General features: G+C 74.3%; 15 protein-coding genes. 4 read left to right on the forward strand and 11 right to left on the reverse strand.

Features of this window, described 5'->3' with window-relative positions; translation table 11 throughout:
• Positions 1-17: 17 nt before the first annotated feature.
• Both ACI79S_RS00770 and ACI79S_RS00775 read right to left on the reverse strand, forming a co-directional pair.
• Positions 18-5012 (reverse strand): NAD-glutamate dehydrogenase, encoded by a 4995-nt coding sequence (locus ACI79S_RS00770; protein ID WP_456591536.1) that lies wholly within the window; start codon positions 5010-5012, stop codon positions 18-20.
• 70 nt (positions 5013-5082) lie between these two features.
• Entirely contained in the window at positions 5083-5454 is a 372-nt protein-coding gene (locus ACI79S_RS00775) for a phage holin family protein (RefSeq protein ID WP_456590167.1), read from the reverse strand.
• A gap of 289 nt (positions 5455-5743) precedes the next feature.
• On the opposite strand from ACI79S_RS00775, the gene ACI79S_RS00780 reads away from it, so the two are divergent.
• Positions 5744-6937 (forward strand): AAA family ATPase, encoded by a 1194-nt coding sequence (locus tag ACI79S_RS00780; protein WP_456591537.1) that lies wholly within the window; start codon positions 5744-5746, stop codon positions 6935-6937.
• Positions 6938-7069: 132 nt separating this feature from the next.
• Positions 7070-7525 carry an ATP-binding protein gene (locus ACI79S_RS00785; protein WP_456591538.1) on the forward strand — a complete coding sequence of 152 codons (456 nt, stop codon included), beginning with the start codon at positions 7070-7072 and terminating at the stop codon, positions 7523-7525.
• Between the two features lie 88 nt (positions 7526-7613).
• On the opposite strand, the gene ACI79S_RS00790 is transcribed toward ACI79S_RS00785, so the two are convergent.
• The 8 genes from ACI79S_RS00790 to ACI79S_RS00825 form a co-directional block, all read right to left on the reverse strand.
• Positions 7614-8108: a hypothetical protein gene (locus tag ACI79S_RS00790; protein ID WP_456591539.1), complete on the reverse strand. Its 495-nt coding sequence runs from the start codon at positions 8106-8108 to the stop codon at positions 7614-7616.
• Positions 8105-8467, reverse strand: a complete 363-nt coding sequence (locus ACI79S_RS00795) for a response regulator (protein ID WP_456591540.1) — start codon at positions 8465-8467, stop codon at positions 8105-8107. The genes ACI79S_RS00790 and ACI79S_RS00795 overlap by 4 nt, the downstream gene beginning before the upstream one ends.
• Positions 8464-8997 carry a chemotaxis protein CheX gene (locus ACI79S_RS00800; RefSeq protein ID WP_456591718.1) on the reverse strand — a complete coding sequence of 178 codons (534 nt, stop codon included), beginning with the start codon at positions 8995-8997 and terminating at the stop codon, positions 8464-8466. The genes ACI79S_RS00795 and ACI79S_RS00800 overlap by 4 nt, the downstream gene beginning before the upstream one ends.
• A 5-nt stretch (positions 8998-9002) precedes the next feature.
• On the reverse strand, positions 9003-9386 hold the full coding sequence (locus ACI79S_RS00805) for a response regulator (RefSeq protein WP_456591541.1): 384 nt from the start codon (positions 9384-9386) through the stop codon (positions 9003-9005).
• The gene (locus ACI79S_RS00810; protein ID WP_456591542.1) at positions 9386-10210 is read right to left on the reverse strand and encodes a CheR family methyltransferase; all 825 of its coding nucleotides are present in this window, start codon (positions 10208-10210) and stop codon (positions 9386-9388) included. The genes ACI79S_RS00805 and ACI79S_RS00810 overlap by 1 nt, the downstream gene beginning before the upstream one ends.
• Positions 10207-11316: a protein-glutamate methylesterase/protein-glutamine glutaminase gene (locus ACI79S_RS00815; RefSeq protein WP_456591543.1), complete on the reverse strand. Its 1110-nt coding sequence runs from the start codon at positions 11314-11316 to the stop codon at positions 10207-10209. The genes ACI79S_RS00810 and ACI79S_RS00815 overlap by 4 nt, the downstream gene beginning before the upstream one ends.
• Positions 11317-11796: 480 nt before the next feature.
• Positions 11797-12699 (reverse strand): hypothetical protein, encoded by a 903-nt coding sequence (locus ACI79S_RS00820; protein ID WP_456591544.1) that lies wholly within the window; start codon positions 12697-12699, stop codon positions 11797-11799.
• 171 nt (positions 12700-12870) lie between these two features.
• On the reverse strand, positions 12871-13278 hold the full coding sequence (locus ACI79S_RS00825) for a PepSY domain-containing protein (RefSeq protein WP_456591545.1): 408 nt from the start codon (positions 13276-13278) through the stop codon (positions 12871-12873).
• 135 nt (positions 13279-13413) lie between these two features.
• Here ACI79S_RS00825 and ACI79S_RS00830 point away from each other — a divergent pair, with 135 nt between their 5' ends.
• Positions 13414-14097 carry a response regulator transcription factor gene (locus ACI79S_RS00830; RefSeq protein WP_456591546.1) on the forward strand — a complete coding sequence of 228 codons (684 nt, stop codon included), beginning with the start codon at positions 13414-13416 and terminating at the stop codon, positions 14095-14097.
• Positions 14094-15449 carry an ATP-binding protein gene (locus ACI79S_RS00835; RefSeq protein WP_456591547.1) on the forward strand — a complete coding sequence of 452 codons (1356 nt, stop codon included), beginning with the start codon at positions 14094-14096 and terminating at the stop codon, positions 15447-15449. The genes ACI79S_RS00830 and ACI79S_RS00835 overlap by 4 nt, the downstream gene beginning before the upstream one ends.
• A gap of 146 nt (positions 15450-15595) precedes the next feature.
• On the opposite strand, the gene ACI79S_RS00840 is transcribed toward ACI79S_RS00835, so the two are convergent.
• Positions 15596-16048, reverse strand: coding sequence for a chemotaxis protein CheW (locus ACI79S_RS00840; RefSeq protein WP_456591548.1), 453 nt, complete (start codon positions 16046-16048; stop codon positions 15596-15598).
• Position 16049: the final 1 nt, after the last annotated feature.

Below are 16049 nucleotides of genomic sequence, written 5' to 3' on the forward strand. Positions count from 1 at the left end.
GATCATTCGGCCGCGGGTCATCCCTCGGCTGGGCGCGGCAGGCGGCGGGCCTGGCGGCGCCGGCGCAGCCCGCGCAGCGTGCGGACGGCGACCAGCAGCTCCGCGAGCTCCTGCCGCTCCCCCGCGGTGATGTCGGCCAGCTGGGCGGCCGCGCGGTGCTGCGCGGTGGCCCAGCCCTCCTCCCACCGCGACACCAGCTCGTCGGGCTCGTCGGTGTCGGCGGTGCGCAGGCTCAGCACGTCCTCGGTGAGCGAGGACTGCTCCATGGCGAGGTCGTCGCGCAGCGAGGCCCGAGCCATCGAGGGCCAGCGGCGGTCGCGCGGCAGGGCGGTCACCTGCTCGCGCAGGGCGACCAGGCCGAGCCGCTCGGCCAGCCGCTGCATGACCCGGCCGGCCAGGGCCACGGGCGCCCCGGTGCGCTCGGCGACCACCGCGAGGTCGAGCGCGGCGGGCATCAGCGGGGCGGCCGCGACACGGGCGGCGAACTCCGCGGGCAGGCCGGCCTCCTGCAGCCGGGCGGCCCGGGACGAGTACGCCTCCGCCTCGCTGCCCAGCAGCCAGCCGGGCAGCCCGCCGGCCACCTGCGCCACCGCGGGGCCGAACCGGGCGCTGACCTCCGCCAGGTGAGGCGCGTTCTCCGCGGTGAGGTCGGGCTGGCGGAGCAGCCAGCGGGTCGCCCGCTCGGCCAGCCGGGTGGCCTCGGTGCGCACCTCGACCTGGGTGGCGGCGGAGACCTGGTTGTCGAGCGGGCGGACGGCGTCCCACAGGCCGTCGATGCCGAACACCGCCCGCGCCACCGCGTGCGCCCGGACGACCGTCGGCAGCGGTACGCCGGTCTCCTCCCCCAGCCGGAACAGGCCGCTGACGCCGGCGATGTTGACCGCGCGGTTGGTGAGCGCGGTGGCGATGATCTCGCGGCGGAGCGGGTGGCTGGTGACCGCGGCGGGGAACCGGCTGCGCAGCGGGGCGGGGAAGTAGCCGATCAGCAGCTCCTCCAGCGCCGGGTCGTCCGGCAGCGGGGAGGCCAGCACGGCGTCGCCGGTCTGCAGCTTGGCGTAGGCCAGCAGCACCGACAGCTCCGGGCTGGTCAGCCCCTGCCCGTCGCGACGGCGCTCGGCCAGCCCGCGGGCGTCGGGCAGCGCCTCGACCGAGCGGTTGAGCCGTCCCGAGCGCTCCAGCGACCGGATGAACCGCTCGTGCGAGTCCAGCAGGCTGCGCGCCGCCGCGGCCTCCCCGGCGAGGGTCGCGTTCTGCGCGTGGTTGTGGGTGAGGACGGCGGCGGCGACGTCGTCGGCCATCTCGCCGAGCAGCGCCGCCCGGCCCTCGGCGTCGATCCGCCCCTCGTCGACCACCCGGTTCAGCGCGATCTTGATGTTCACCTCGTGGTCGGAGGTGTCGACGCCGGCGGAGTTGTCGATGGCGTCGGTGTTCACCCGGCCACCGGCCAGCGCGTACTCGACCCGGCCGCGCTGGGTGAGGCCGAGGTTGCCGCCCTCCCCCACGACCCGCACGCGCAGCTGCCCGCCGTCCACGCGGACCGCGTCGTTGGCCTTGTCCCCCACCTCGAGGTGGCTCTCGGTCGCGGCCTTCACGTACGTGCCGATCCCGCCGTTGAACAGCAGGTCCACCGGCGCGAGCAGCACCGCGCGGATCAGCTCGACCGGGCTCAGCGCCGTCACACCCCCGGGCAGGCCGAGGGCGACCCGCATCTGCTCGGACACCGGCACGGTCTTCGCCGTGCGCGGCCAGACGCCGCCGCCCTCGCTGATCAGCGAGGCGTCGTAGTCCGCCCACGACGACCGGGGCAGCGCGAACAGCCGCCGGCGCTCGGCGAACGACGTCGCGGCGTCGGGCGTGGGGTCGACGAACACGTGCCGGTGGTCGAACGCCGCCACCAGCCGGATGTGCTCGCTCAGCAGCATGCCGTTGCCGAACACGTCCCCGGACATGTCGCCGATGCCGACGACGGTGAACTCCTCGCGCTGGACGTCGAGGTCGAGCTCGCGGAAGTAGCGGGTGACCGACTCCCAGGCCCCGCGGGCGGTGATGCCCATCGCCTTGTGGTCGTAGCCGACCGAGCCGCCCGAGGCGAAGGCGTCACCCAGCCAGTAGCCCCGCTCCAGCGCCACCTCGTTGGCCAGGTCGGAGAAGGTCGCCGTCCCCTTGTCCGCGGCGACGACCAGGTAGCTGTCGTCGCCGTCGTGGCGGACCACCTTCGGCGGCGGGACCACCCGGCCCTCGACCAGGTTGTCGGTGAGGGACAGCAGCGCGCCGATGAACAGCCGGTAGCAGGCCTGCCCCTCGGCGAGCACCTCCTCGCGCGGCGCACCGTCCGGTGGCGGGCGCTTCACCACGAAACCGCCCTTGGCGCCGGTGGGCACGATGACGGTGTTCTTCACCATCTGCGCCTTCACCAGCCCCAGCACCTCGGTGCGCAGATCCTCCCGGCGATCGGACCAGCGCAGCCCGCCGCGGGCGACCTTGCCGAACCGCAGGTGCACGCCCATGACCCGGGGCGAGCTCACCCAGACCTCGTGCGCGGGCCGGGGCTCGGGCAGGTCGGGGAGGTCCGCCGGGGCCAGCTTGAGCGCGAGCGGGCCGCCCGCGTAGTACGTGGTCCGCTGGGTGGCGGTCACCGCGGCCAGCAGGGAGCTCAGCACCCGGTCGGCGTCGAGCGAGGCGACCTCGCCGATCGAGCGGCGCAGCGCGTCGACCAGGTCGGCCTGCCGGGCGTCGCGGCCGGTGACCCGGCCGGGTGAGAAGCGGGTCTCGAACAGCGCCACCAACCGGGCGACCACGCCGGGGTGGGCGGACAGGGTCTGCTCGACGTACGCCTGGCTGAACGGCAGCCCGGCCTGGCGCAGCCACTGCACGTAGGCCCGCACGACCGTCACCTGCCGCCAGTTCAGCCCGGCGAGCATGACCAGCGCGCCGAGGCCGTCGTCCTCGGCCTCCCCGCGCCACACCGCGCCCAGGGCCTCGGTGAACCGTTCCGGCAGGGAGCGCAGCAGGGGCAGCTCCACCTGGGGGACGGCGATGCCGAAGTCGTAGATCCAGGTGGGCTGCGCCCCGATCCGGTCGATCTCGTAGGGACGCTCGTCGACGACGTCGACGCCCATGTTCTGCAGCATCGGCAGGATCTGCGAGAGCAGCAGCCGCTCGCCGACCCGGTACACCGACAGCCGACGCTCCCCCGGCGCGCCGTCGGTGGGCGTCCACAGCCGCAGCGCCAGGTCGCCGGGCGCGAGCCCGTCCAGGCGGTCGAGGTCCTCGACGGCGCGCTCGGCGGTGAAGTCCTCCTGGTACGCAGCGGGGAAGGCGTCGGCGACCCGCGCGAACACCTTCTCGGCGTCCGCGCCGAACCGGGCGGTGAGGGCGTCGGACAGGTCGTCGGTCCAGCTGCGGGCGGCGGCGGCGAGCTCGGACTGCAGGGCCCGCACGTCGACGTCCCCCTGCTGGAGCGCCTGCTGGCGGCCCACCGGGGGCCGGACGACGAAGTGCAGCCGGGCCAGCACCGACTCGGTGGACCGGGCAGTGAACTCGATGCTCGTGCCGCCGAGGCGTTCGAGCAGCAACCGCTGCATCGTCAGCCGGACCTCGGTGGTGTAGCGGTCGCGCGGCAGGTAGACCAGGGCCGACCAGAACCGGCCCGTCGGGTCCCGGCGCAGGAACAACCGGGTCTGCCGCCGCTCCTGCAGGTGCAGCACCGCCATGGCCACCGGCAGCAGCTCGTCGGCCCCGACCTGCATCAGCTCGTCGCGCGGGTAGGTCTCCAGGACGTCGAGCAGCTCCTTGCCGGTGTGGCTGTCGGCCGGCACCCCGGAGCGGGCGATCACCTCGGCCACCCGGCGCCGCACCAGCGGGACGTCGAGGACGCTGGTCGTGTATGCCGACGTGGGGAACAGGCCCACGAACCGGCACTGCCGCCGCTCGTCGTCCCCGTCGCCGGGCAGGGTGACGCTCACCAGGTCCAGCCAGGCCCGCCGGTGCACCGTCGACCGGTTGTCGGCCTTGGTGACGGTGAGCAGGTGGTCGACCGGGGCGGTCGCGGTCTCCGGGGTGCTGCCCGAGGTACCACCCATGCCGGGGTCGCTGCGGAGCACACCGAGACCGGTGCCGGCCACCGGGTGGACGGCCGGGCGGCCCTCCGCCTCGTCGAGGGTCACCTCGCGCGCGCCGAGCAGCACGAAGTTGTCGTCCGCCAGCCACCGGAGCAACGCGGCCGCCTCGGCCGGGTCGTCGGCGGCGTCGTGGGCGGCGGCGGGTGCGTCGGCGCGCTCCTCCAGCCGCCCGGCCAGCTCACGCAGCCGCGTCCGCATCCGGCCGGCGTCCTCGTGCACCGCGCGCACGTCGTCCAGGACCGTCCGCAGCCCCGCCACCAGGTCGCCGGCCGCCTCCCCGTCCAGGGGACCGTCCAGGACCAGCGCCATCCACGATTCCGTGACGGCATCGGGGCCGCAGGCGGCGGCGTCCGCGCTGTCGCAGAACGCGAGGACGCGGCCGCGGACGTCGCGGCGCAGCACCAGGACCGGGTGGACCACGTGCTCGAGGGCGAAGCCCTGGCGGACCACCTCGGCGGTGACCGAGTCGACGAGGTAGGGCATGTCGTCGGTGACGAGCCGGATGACGGTGCGGCCGGAGACGCGAGCACCCGGTATCGCCCGGACGTCGACGGTCGCGGCGCCCGGCGGACGGACCTCGGCCAGCGCCAGGTGCCCCAGGGCGAGCGCGGCGAGGTCGGCGGGGTCCGTGCCGAGGACCTCCTCGGCGGGCTCGCTCCAGTAGTACCGCCGGAAGAAGCCCGGCAGGGTGTCCGCCGTGCAGCCCGGCGGCAGCGGAGCCGCCCCGCGCTCGGCCTCGGCGACGGCCAGGCCGGCCGCCTTCCGCAGCAGGTGCTTCTTCTCGTCGCGGCCGGCCTCGAGGGCGGCGAGCTCGGTGAGCGAGCCACCCGCCGGGTCGCCGTCCCGGTCGCGCACCGGGGTCCCCGGGGCGACGCCGGTGTCACTGGCCATGTCAGGCCACGCTACTGCCCACTGAGACCGCCGTCACGGCGACGCGAGCACCGGGCGCGGGCCCGCGCGCTCAGCGGTCGAGCAACTGGTCGGCGACCCAGCCGGCCACGGCGAGGATCAGCCCGCCGATGACGGCCGTGCCGAAGCCGTCGACCATCAGGCGGTCGGTGATCGCGGCGGTGAGCCCCAGCAGCGCGGCGTTGATCAGCAGCAGGAACAGGCCGAGCGTGAGGAGCACGAAGGGCAGCGACAGCAGGCGCAGGATCGGTCCCACGATCGCGTTGACGACGCCGAAGATGAGCGCGATCCACAGGTAGGTGCCGAACTCGCCCAGGGGCGCGTCGGGGTTCGGGACGACCTCCAGCCCCGGCAGCACGTCGAAGTAGGTCAGGGCGTAGAAGACCGCCCCGAGGATGACCACCTTGAGCGCGAACTTGATCACGGTGGCCACGCTAACGCCGGTGCGCGGCGGATCGTGGGATCTGCGGCCGTCTAGCCGCGTCTAGCCCCGGTGCCAGAGAGGCGGAGAGAAGGGTGTGCTGCCGTGGGACGCGCGACGGCCGGTTCTCGACCCCCGTATGGCGCCGTCTAGCTGCCGCGCTAGACGAGCTGATACGGACCTCGCGACGGCGCGCGGCGCCCCTGGCGCACCACCCGCCCCACGCGACACGCGCGAGCCCCTTCTACGAATCTCTACGGCGGGCGCTAGAGAAGCCCATACGGTGCTCGGCATGGATCCCGTGCGGAACCCCTACGCCCCGGGCGCGGGCCAGCGCCCGCCCGAGCTGGCCGGCCGCGACGGCGAGCTCTCCGCGTTCGACGTCGTCCTGGAGCGCATCGCCCGGGGCCGGCCGGAGCGGTCGCTGGTGCTCACCGGGCTGCGCGGCGTGGGCAAGACGGTGCTGCTCAACCAGCTCCGCTCGGCGGCGATCTCCCGGGGCTGGGGCACCGGCAAGATCGAGGCGCGGCCCGAGCAGTCGCTGCGCCGCCCCATCTCCTCCGCACTGCACATGGCGCTGCGGGAGCTGGGCCCCCGCCACGGCGACCAGGAGTCGGTCGCCGAGGTGCTCGGGGTGGTCAAGGCCTTCGCGCAGCGGGTGAACGCGGCCGAGGCCAAGGTGCGCGACCGCTGGCAGCCGGGCATCGACGTCCCCGCGGCGACCGGGCGGGCCGACTCCGGCGACATGGAGATCGACCTGGTGGAGCTGCTCAGCGACGCCGCGGGGGTGGCCGCCGACATCGGCAGCGGCATCGCCCTGTTCATCGACGAGATGCAGGACATCCAGGCCGACGACGTCTCGGCCATCTGCGCGGCCTGCCACGAGCTCTCCCAGCAGGGGGCGCCGCTGATCGTCGTCGGCGCCGGGCTCCCCCACCTGCCGGCAGTGCTCTCGGCCTCGAAGAGCTACTCGGAGCGGCTGTTCCGCTACCTGCGGATCGACCGGCTCGAGCGCGAGGCCGCCGACCGCGCCCTGCTCGCCCCCGCCGAGCGCGAGGACGTCACCTTCGAGCCCGCCGCGCTGGATGCCCTCTACGAGGCGGCCGACGGGTACCCCTACTTCGTGCAGGCCTACGGCAAGGTCACCTGGGACGTCGCCGCCTCCTCCCCCATCACCCCCGCCGACGTCGCGATGGCCGCGCCGGTCGCCGAGGCCGAGCTCGCCGTGGGCTTCTTCGGCTCGCGCTACGACCGCGCCACCCCGGCCGAGCGGGAGTACATGCACGCCATGGCCGAGCTGGGCGGCCCCGGCGGCACCGCGGTGGCCACCTCGGAGGTCGCGGTCGCCCTCGGCCGCAAGCCGGCGTCCCTCTCCCCCGCGCGCGACTCGCTGATCAAGAAGGGGCTGGTCTACTCCGCCGAGCGGGGCCAGATCGCCTTCACCGTGCCGCACTTCGGCCGGTACCTGCTGCGGCACCCCGACTGACGGAGTGCCCCGGCACCCACGGGCGGCCGTGGTGATACGGCCCACACTGCTCCGCGACCGCGCCGCAGGGGGTTGACAGTTGTCCGGGCGGGGCACCACGGGACGGTCGTGAACCCGAGTCGAGGGGGACGCATGGGGCGACTCGCGTGGCCGGTGCGGCCGTTGCCGGACGGGCGCGGCGAGGTGTGGCGCTGGCGGCTCCGTGCCCTCGCCGAGCTCCCTGCGGCCCGTGCGGCCCTCCGGTCCCGGCTCCGGGACGTGGGGCACCCGCCCATCGACGAGGAGTGCGGCGAGCAGCTGGTGCTGGCGTTCGACGAGCTGGCCTCCAACGCCCTGCGCCACGGGGAGCACCCCGTGGTGGCCACCATCGTGGCCGGCAGCGGCGGGTGGCTGCTCGACGTGAGCGATCGGGCCCCGGAGGCGATGCCCGCGCCCACGGTCGACCGCGACCCGGCACGGGGCGGCATGGGCCTGCAGCTGGTGGCCCGCCTGTCGGTCGCCCACGGCTGGTACGTCGACGAGGAGTGCAAGCACGTCTGGGCCTGCCTGCCGACCGAGACGGAGAACCGTGAGCCGGCGGCGAGCTAGACACCTGTTCCACGTGCAACACGTCGAGACCCCCGTCGCCCGGAGGCGGCGGGGGTCTCGACGATCACGGAGGGCCGCGGGGTCACCCTCACGGCACGACGAAGGAGAGCGCTCCCTTGCCGTAGGTGGGCACCTCGATGGCGAGGTCCACCCGGTTGAAGGCGGCCAGCATGCCCTCCAGGTCGCCGGGAAGGTCCTCGCCCGGGGCGTACAGCTTGTGCAGCTTGGAGTGCGGGGCGCCCGGGGTGTTGAACAGCGCGGAGAGCACGTTCACCACCTCGTGCAGCGCCTCGACCTGCATGCCGGTCAGCTCGCCGTCCTCCTCGACCGCGTCCTGCGCACCCCCGGGGGGCAGCAGGGCGAGGGCGGAGCCGGTGTAGGCGGCGGCACCCAGGTCCATGAGGCAGAGCGCGTTGACGCTCATCTGGGGGTCGACGTAGACGGCGACCGCCACCGGCCGATCCGGCGTCGGCGTCACCGGCGCCCCGGGGGCGACGGTGACCGGCCGGCCGACCAGGCCGGTGAGCATGTCGCGGATGTCCTTGGCGACGGGCAGCTGCACACCGGTGGGGGGGGCGGTCATGCGATCACCCCGTCCAGGTGCTCCTTGAAGGTGTCCTCGGTGAAGGGCTTGGCGATGAGGAACAGCGCGCCGGCACTGGCGGCCTTCTCCCGCATCTCCGGGGAGCCCTCGGAGGTCACGAAGCCGAAGGGGACGGCGGAGCCGGAGGCCCGCAGCGCCTGCAGGCACTCGATGCCGGTCATGTTCGGCATGTTCCAGTCGGACAGCACCAGGTCCGGCTTCTCCGCCGAGACCTTGGCCAGCGCGTCGGCGCCGTCCTCGGCCTCGACGATGTCGTGGTCGTCGTAGCCGGCCTGGCGCAGCGTGCGGATGACGATCTGCCGCATGACGCGGCTGTCGTCGGCGATCAGGATCTTCACAAGGACACCTCGTTCTCGCGGGTGGGGGTGGGGACGGGCAGCGGCGGGAGGGCGCCCTGCACGGAGATGGCGACCGGCTCGCCGCGCCAGACGACGTCGATGCGGCAGACGTCGGCCGGGTTGCGCACCAGCGGTGCGTTACCGACCTGGGGCAGGCTCAGGGCCGAGTGGCCGGGCAGCGCGGCCTTGACGCTGCCGCCGACCACGTTGGCGATCTCGCCGAAGGCGTCGGCGACGTCCTCGTCGTCGAGCACAGCGGGAGCGTGCTCGCGCAGCAGTGCACGCGAGAGCTCGTCCGCGGTGGCGCGGCCGGTGGTGAGGACGACGCTGCCCGTCCACGGGCCGACGATGTCGACCCAGCTGGAGAGGATGTCGGCGGGCAGGGCACCGGGCACCGGGACGAGCACCTCGTCCTCGCCGACCAGGGAGATCCAGGTCTCCGCCGCGATCGACAGGATGGTGGCCGCGTCGATCAGCTCGGCGATGACCGGACGGGGATCGGTGGACCGACGACGCTCGCCGGTGTCCATGGCGGTCACAGGGAGACCTCCTGCGGGAGCAGGCCGAGCAGCGCGAGCTTGTCGCGGAAGGCGTCGGCGGTGAACGGCTTGATCATGTACTCGTGCGCGCCGGCGGCCAGGGCCCGGACGATCTGGGTGTGCTCGCTCTCCGAGGTGACCATCATCATGGTCATCCGGCGCCACGCCGGGTTGGCCCGGACGGCGGAGACGAACTGCAGCCCGTCCATCACCGGCATGTTCCAGTCGATCGTGGCGAGGTCGGGGGCCCACCCCTCGTTCAGCACGTCGAGGCCCTCACCACCGTGGCCGGCGTCGCGGACCTCGTAACCGAGGTCGGTGAGGATGCCGGTGACGATCCGCCGCATGGCGCGGGAATCGTCGATCACCAAGGCACGCATTACTTCCCCTTCAGTGGGCGGTAGGCGGAGCTGCGGCCGATGACGACCCGCTCCCATGAGTCGTCGACCCCGAGCGTGGTCTCGGCGGCGCCGAGGAAGAGCCAGCCGTCAGGTCGCATGAGGTCCCGCACACGGCGGAGGATCGACTGCTTGGTGGGCAGGTCGAAGTAGATGAGCACGTTCCGCAGGTAGACCACGTCGAAGGGGCCCATCCGCGGCAGCGGGGCGGCGAGGTTGCACTCGGTGGCGTTGACCATCCGGCGCAGGTTGGCCGACACCTCCCACTCCGTGCCGGCCCGGGTGAAGTGCCGGACCAGCATCGGGGCCGGCAGGCCGCGGTTGACCTCGAGCTGGCTGAACCGCCCCGCCCGCGTGCGCTGCACCATCTCGCGGGAGAGATCGGTCGCGGTGATCGACACGCGCGAGGTGGCGTTGGGCAGCGCGTCGTCCAGGAGCATCGCGATCGTGTACGGCTCCTGCCCGCTGGAGCAGGCCGCCGACCAGATCTGCAGCCGCTCGTTCGGGCCGCGGGCCTGCAGCAGGGCCGGGAGCACCGTCGAGGTCAGCGCGGTGAACGGGTCCCCGTCGCGGAACCAGGACGTCTCATTGGTGGTGAGCGCCTCGACGATCCGCCGTGTGCTGTCCAGGTCGGGACGCACCCGCACCGACTCCACCAGCTTGGTGACGTCGGCCAGGCCCATCTGCCGGGCGATCGGCAGGAGGCGCGCCTCCACCAGGTACTCCTTGCCCGGCTGGAGGACGATGGCGCTCTCCTTGCGGACGAGTTCTCGGACCCAGTCGAAACTGGTCGCGGTCAGGCTCATCGACGACCTCCCACGGCCATAGCTGTTGCGGTGTTCAGGGGCGCGGCACCGGCGAGGTGCCGCTGGATGGCTTCGGCGATCCGGTCGAGGGGCAGGACCTCGTCGGCGTAGCCGGCCTGGGCGACGGCGCCGGGCATGCCCCAGACGACCGAGGTCGCCTGGTCCTGCACGACGACCACCCCGCCGGCGTTGCGGATCTCCCCGCAGCCGTTGCGCCCGTCGGCGCCCATGCCGGTCAGCACGACGCCGAGCACGGCACCGTCGAAGGCGGCCACGGCCGAGCGGAAGAGCGGGTCGACCGCGGGGCGGCAGAAGTTCTCCGGGGGCCCCTGGTTGAGCGAGGTGGAGAAGCCCGCGCGGCCGTTGGCGCGGACGACGAGGTGGTGGTCCCCGGGGGCGAGGTGCACGGTGCCGGGCGCCAGCGGGGTGCCGTCGACGGCCTCCACCACGCGCAGGGGGCTCAGCCGGTCGAGGCGTTGGGCGAACTGCCGGGTGAACACCGGGGGCATGTGCTGGGCCAGCAGTACCGGCACGGGCAGGGTGGCCGGCAGTGCGGGCAGCACCCGGGCGAGCGCCTCGGGTCCGCCGGTCGAGGACCCGATGACCAGGACCGCCGGCTTCTTGCTCGGGCCGGTTCGCGGCGCGGCCGGGCGCGGCGGCGGGGGTGCGTAGGCGGTGGCACGCGACGGCGTCATCGGCCGGCCGGTCAGCGCCTTGATCTTGGGGATCAGCTGCTCGCGGACGCTCTCCATCGACTGCGCCACGCTGCCGACGTTGGCCGGCTTGGTGACGTAGTCGTTGGCACCGGCCGACAGCGCGTCCAGGGTCGCGGTGGCGCCGCGCTCGGTGAGCGTGCTGAACATGATGATCGGCACCCGGCTGCGCATGCCCCGGATGGCGCGCACCGCCTCGATGCCGTTCATCTCCGGCATCTCGATGTCCATCGTGACCAGGTCGGGCTTGAGCTGATCCAGCTTGCTGACGGCGGCCCTGCCGTTGACGGCGGTGCCCACGACCTCGATGCCGGGGTCCGCGGAGAGCACGTCGGTGACGATCTTGCGGACGACGACCGAGTCGTCGACCACCATCACCCTGATCGGGTTCACACGTCCTCCTGGCCCCTGCCCGCGCCGACCGGCGGGCTCGTTGTCTGTATCGGCATCTCCGCCTGGGGCTTGAGCCCTTCGGCGGTGCGGACCGACGTCCCCGGAATGCTCTGGCGATCGACGACGGAATTCCGCGGCACGGCGGCACAGAGCCACGGCGCTGCCGGCCCGGCGACCACGACAGGCATTCCGCGGAATGGTCGGGGCCGATCTCGGGTGGGAGCGCCGCGCTCTCCGGGACGCCCCAGCGCCGCACGGGCGCGCGGGGTAGCGGCCGGGACGGGCTGGTGCTGCCTGGGATTCTCGGCGGCGGACGGGCCGAATACAGCCGACACGCAGAAGGTGTGGCGCTATCTTTTCGCCGTCAACGAATGTCGACAATGGCAGGTGCGGCGACCGTCTCGACCATTGTCGACACAGGCCCCGGAATTGATCGCCGACCGGGGTGGGAACCGTGCGGCGTGGACCGCCGCGGGCCGGTCAGGAGAGAGCGCCGACCCGGTGGCCCGGCGCACGCAGCACCGCGGAGCTCTCGGTGCCGAGCAGGTCGTCGAGGACGACCGCCTGGACGCACCCGGCCACGGCGTTCCAGACCCCGGCCGCGCCGTCGTGCAGGTCGAAGCCACCGTCGAGGAACGCCTGGACGGCGAGCAGGTGCGCCGCGGCCAGCGCCCGGGTGCGCCCGGAGACGTGCGCTCCCCACGAGGCCTCGTGCATCGCGGTGGCCCAGGGCCGGTGGGCGGCGCGGCCCTCGTCGACGGCCACCCGCCAGCGCGACCGGCCGGCGTCGTCCAGGTCACGCACGGCGGCGAGGAAGCCGTTCAGCTCCGCGGCGTGCTCCAGCGCCCACCCGGCGGGGCCGGCCAGCGGGCCGGTGTCCAGCGCACGGTCGAAGGCGGCGGTCAGCTCGCGGCGCACCAGGGGCGGCAGCACGCCGGCGGCCCAGAAGCCGACGGCGGCGTCGGCGAGGACCTCGGCGGCCTGCTCCCAGATGTCGGCGTCGAGCCGGCCGGAGAGGGCGTGCTCGTGGCCCAGGACGTCCTCGCGGAGCAGCCGCTCCAGCGTGGGGGCGTCGCCGATGGTGCCCATCTCCAGCTGGCGGACGAGCAAGGCGGTGCGGTCCCCGGTGCCCTGGGCGGCGTCGGCGGCGGTGCGCACGTGCGGCACCGCGGCGGCCATCTCCCGCGCCCGGCGGGACCGGACCGCCCGCACGCCGCGCTGCTCGCGGTCCAGCCCGCGCCCGGGGTGGACCTCGGCCAGGCGGGTGATCGCCGGCTCGTCGGCCCCCAGTCCGGCGAGCAGCACCTCGGCGACCGCGCGGCCGCCCGGGAGACGGACCAGGTCGAAACCGAGGGTGGCGGCACTGACCAGCGAGTAGGGCACGGCAGGGCCTCCAGGGCTCGGCGAACGGGACGACCCATGCTGTCTGCCCTGTCCGCCGAGCGCCATGCAGTCGTCACCCGTTCGCTGGAGTGACCGTCCGCCTACTAGGCGTGTCGCATCATGCTCTGTCAGTTAGCCGTGACTGTGCGTGATGGGCGTTGTGATCCTGGATCAGTCGTCGTCCCCGGCGTCGTCGTCGACCTCGGACCCGAGCACAGCGGCGTCCCCGGCATCGACGGTCACTTCGTGCAGCGAGCCGTCGTCGGCGCGGACCTCGACCTCCCAGACGACGTAGCCGTCCTCGTCCTCCAGTTCGGCGCCGATGACCTCGCCGCCGCCCAGGGAGTCCACCGCCGCGTCGGCGGCGTCGTCCTCGGCCACGGTGACGAGCCCCGCGAGCGCCTCCCGCTCGTCGGCGTCGTCCTCCGGCAGGGCGGACTCGTCGACCGCGACGGTGCCCGGGCGGGCCAGGTCGTCCCCGTCCCCGCCGCCGGCGGTGGCGACGGCCACCCCGCCCGCCGCGGCCAGGACGACGGCCGTGCCGGCGGTGACGACGGCGGCTCGCTTCGTGATGCGCATGGGTGTTCCTCCTCCACGGTCCGGCCGGGTGCCGGGCCCGTCGACCACGGTGCCCGCGCCGGATGAGGATCCGATGAGCCGCAGCTGAGCGCCGCTCTCACCGTCCCCTCATCCGGCCGTGCCAGCCTTGCGGCCATGCGCGTTCTGGTCGTCGAGGACCACGGCAACATGCGGGACGTCCTCGTGCGGGGCCTGACGGAGGCCGGGCACGCCGTGGACGCCGTCGCCGACGGTCCGGCCGGGCTCGCCCGGGCCGCGACCGGGAGCTACGACGCCGTCGTGCTCGACGTCATGCTCCCGGGCATGGACGGCTTCGCCGTCTGCGTAGCGCTGCGCGACCGGCGGGTGTGGACGCCGGTGCTCATGCTCACGGCCCGGGACGCCGTTCCGGACCGGGTGCAGGGCCTGGACGCCGGCGCCGACGACTACCTGGTCAAGCCGTTCGCCTTCACCGAGCTGCTCAGCAGGCTGCGCGCCCTGCAGCGCCGCGGCGCCCCGCCGCGCCCGGCAGTGCTCGGCTGCGGGCCGCTCACCCTGGATCCGGCCGGCCGCGTGGTGCACTGCGCGGGTCAGGTCGTGGAGCTCTCCCGCCGCGAGTTCACCCTGCTGGAGTTCCTGCTGCGCCACCCCGGGCACGTGCTCTCGCGGGCGCAGATCCTCGAACAGGTCTGGGGGCACGACTACGACGGTCAGTCCAACGTGGTCGACGTCTACGTGAAGTACCTCCGCGACAAGATCGACCGGCGGTTCGGTCTGGACCTCGTGCAGACCGTGCGCGGGTCGGGCTACCGGGTGGCCTGCGCGGACCCCGCGCCGTGAGGGCGGTCCCCCGCCCGACGATCAGCGTCCGGCTGGCGACGCTGACGGCTGCCTCGCTCGCCGTGCTGCTGGCGCTGGTCGGGGTGGTGGTGCACCTCCTGCTGGGCAGCGCCCTGCGGGAAGGGGTGGACCAGCGGCTCGCCGACCTGGCAGCCGTTCTGCCGGACGACCTGGCCGGGCGGGACGTCGACGAGGACGGGCTGGGGCTCGACCTCGCCGACCGCACGGTGCAGATCGTCGACGACGGGGAGGTGGTGGGCGCGGCCGGCGACGACGTGGCCGACGGGCCGCTGCTCGACCCCGCCGATCTCGCCCGCGCGCGGGAGGGCGACCCGCTGCTCCGCACGGTCAGCGCGGACGGGGACCAGGTGCGGGCCCTCGCCGTCCCGTACGGGGACGCGGTCGCCGTCGTGGCCACCGAGCTCGACGAGGTGTCCGACGCCCAGGAGGCGTTCGTCGCCGGCTTCCTGCCGGCCGCCGGGCTGGCCACCGTCCTCGCCGGCTTCCTCGGCTACGGCATCGCCCGCCGGGGGCTGGCGCCGGTCCGGCGGGCGACCGACGAGGCGCTGACGCTCAGCGCTGCCGACCTCTCCCGGCGGCTGTCCCCGCCCGCGCGCATGGACGAGGTCGGGCGCCTCGTGCAGACCCTCAACGGCATGCTCGACCGGCTGGCAGCCGCCGTCGCCCGGGAGCGGGCGTTCACCGCCGACTCCAGCCACGAGCTGCGGACGCCGCTGGCGATCCTCACCGCGGAGGTCGAACTGGCCCGCGACCGGTCCGCCGACGAGTCGGTGCGCGGAGGTCTGGACACCGCGCTGGCCGAGGCCGGCCGGCTCTCCGGGCTGGTCGACGACCTGCTCGTGCTGGCCCGCGCCGACACCGGCCACCTGGAGGCTTCCCGGCCCCTGGACCTCGACGAGCTCGTCGACCGGGTGGTCGGCCGGTTCCGCACCCTGGCGACGCGGCGGGCGGTGGGGCTGCGGACCGCCGGGGCCGCGGTGGTGCGCGGTGACACGGCGGGCGTGGAGCGGGCGGTGGCCAACCTCGTCGACAACGCGCTGCGGCACACGCCGGACGGCGGGACCGTGACCGTGGAGGTACGCGCCACCGGCCCCGAGAGCGCGGAGATCGCCGTCCACGACACGGGCCCCGGCGTCCCACCGGACCGGCTGCCCCGGCTGTTCGACCGCTTCAGCCGCGTGGACGACGCCCGGCACGAGCGGGGCGGCGCCGGACTGGGACTGGCGATCGTCGCCGCCGTCGCCGCCGCCCACGGCGGCCGGGTGACCGCGGCGAACGCCCCCGGCGGCGGTCTCACGGTGACCCTCGTCCTCGGCCCCGGAAACGGCTGAGCGGCGGGGAGGTCACCCTCCCCGCCGCTCTACTCCTGCCTGGTCGTGCCGAGTGGGCCCGGAGGGTCCGCGCAGGCACGACGGACACGCTCCGCCCACCGGGGGACGGCACGTGGCCGCGGTGTCCTCCGGAGGAGGACGGATGACTAAGCGCTGACGGCCTTCTGGACGTCCAGCGCCAGCAGCAGCTTCCCGTCGAGCTTGTAGGCGCCGCGGATGAGGTCACGGGCCTGACCCTCGAGCGTGTCCGGCGGCGCCTCGAAGTCGCTGGCGTCGACATCGACCACGTCGGCGATGGAGTCGACCAGCATGCTGACCGCCTCGCCGTGCAGCCGGACGACGATGACGACGGGGTCGGTGCCCTCGGGGCGCGGCGGCCGGCCGAGCCGCTCGCGCAGCTCGATCGCGGTGACCACCTGGCCACGCAGGTTGATCAGGCCGGCGACCGCCGTCGGCGCGAGCGGCACACGGGTGAGCTGCTGGCTGCGCAGCACCTCCTGCACGTGCTCGACCTCGATGCCGTACAGGTCGCCGTCCAGCCGGAAGGTGGCCAGCTGGCCACTGGTCGCCGGCGCGAGGGTGTGGGTCGGAGCGGTCACG

It is taken from the genome of Blastococcus sp. SYSU DS1024 (assembly GCF_054050795.1).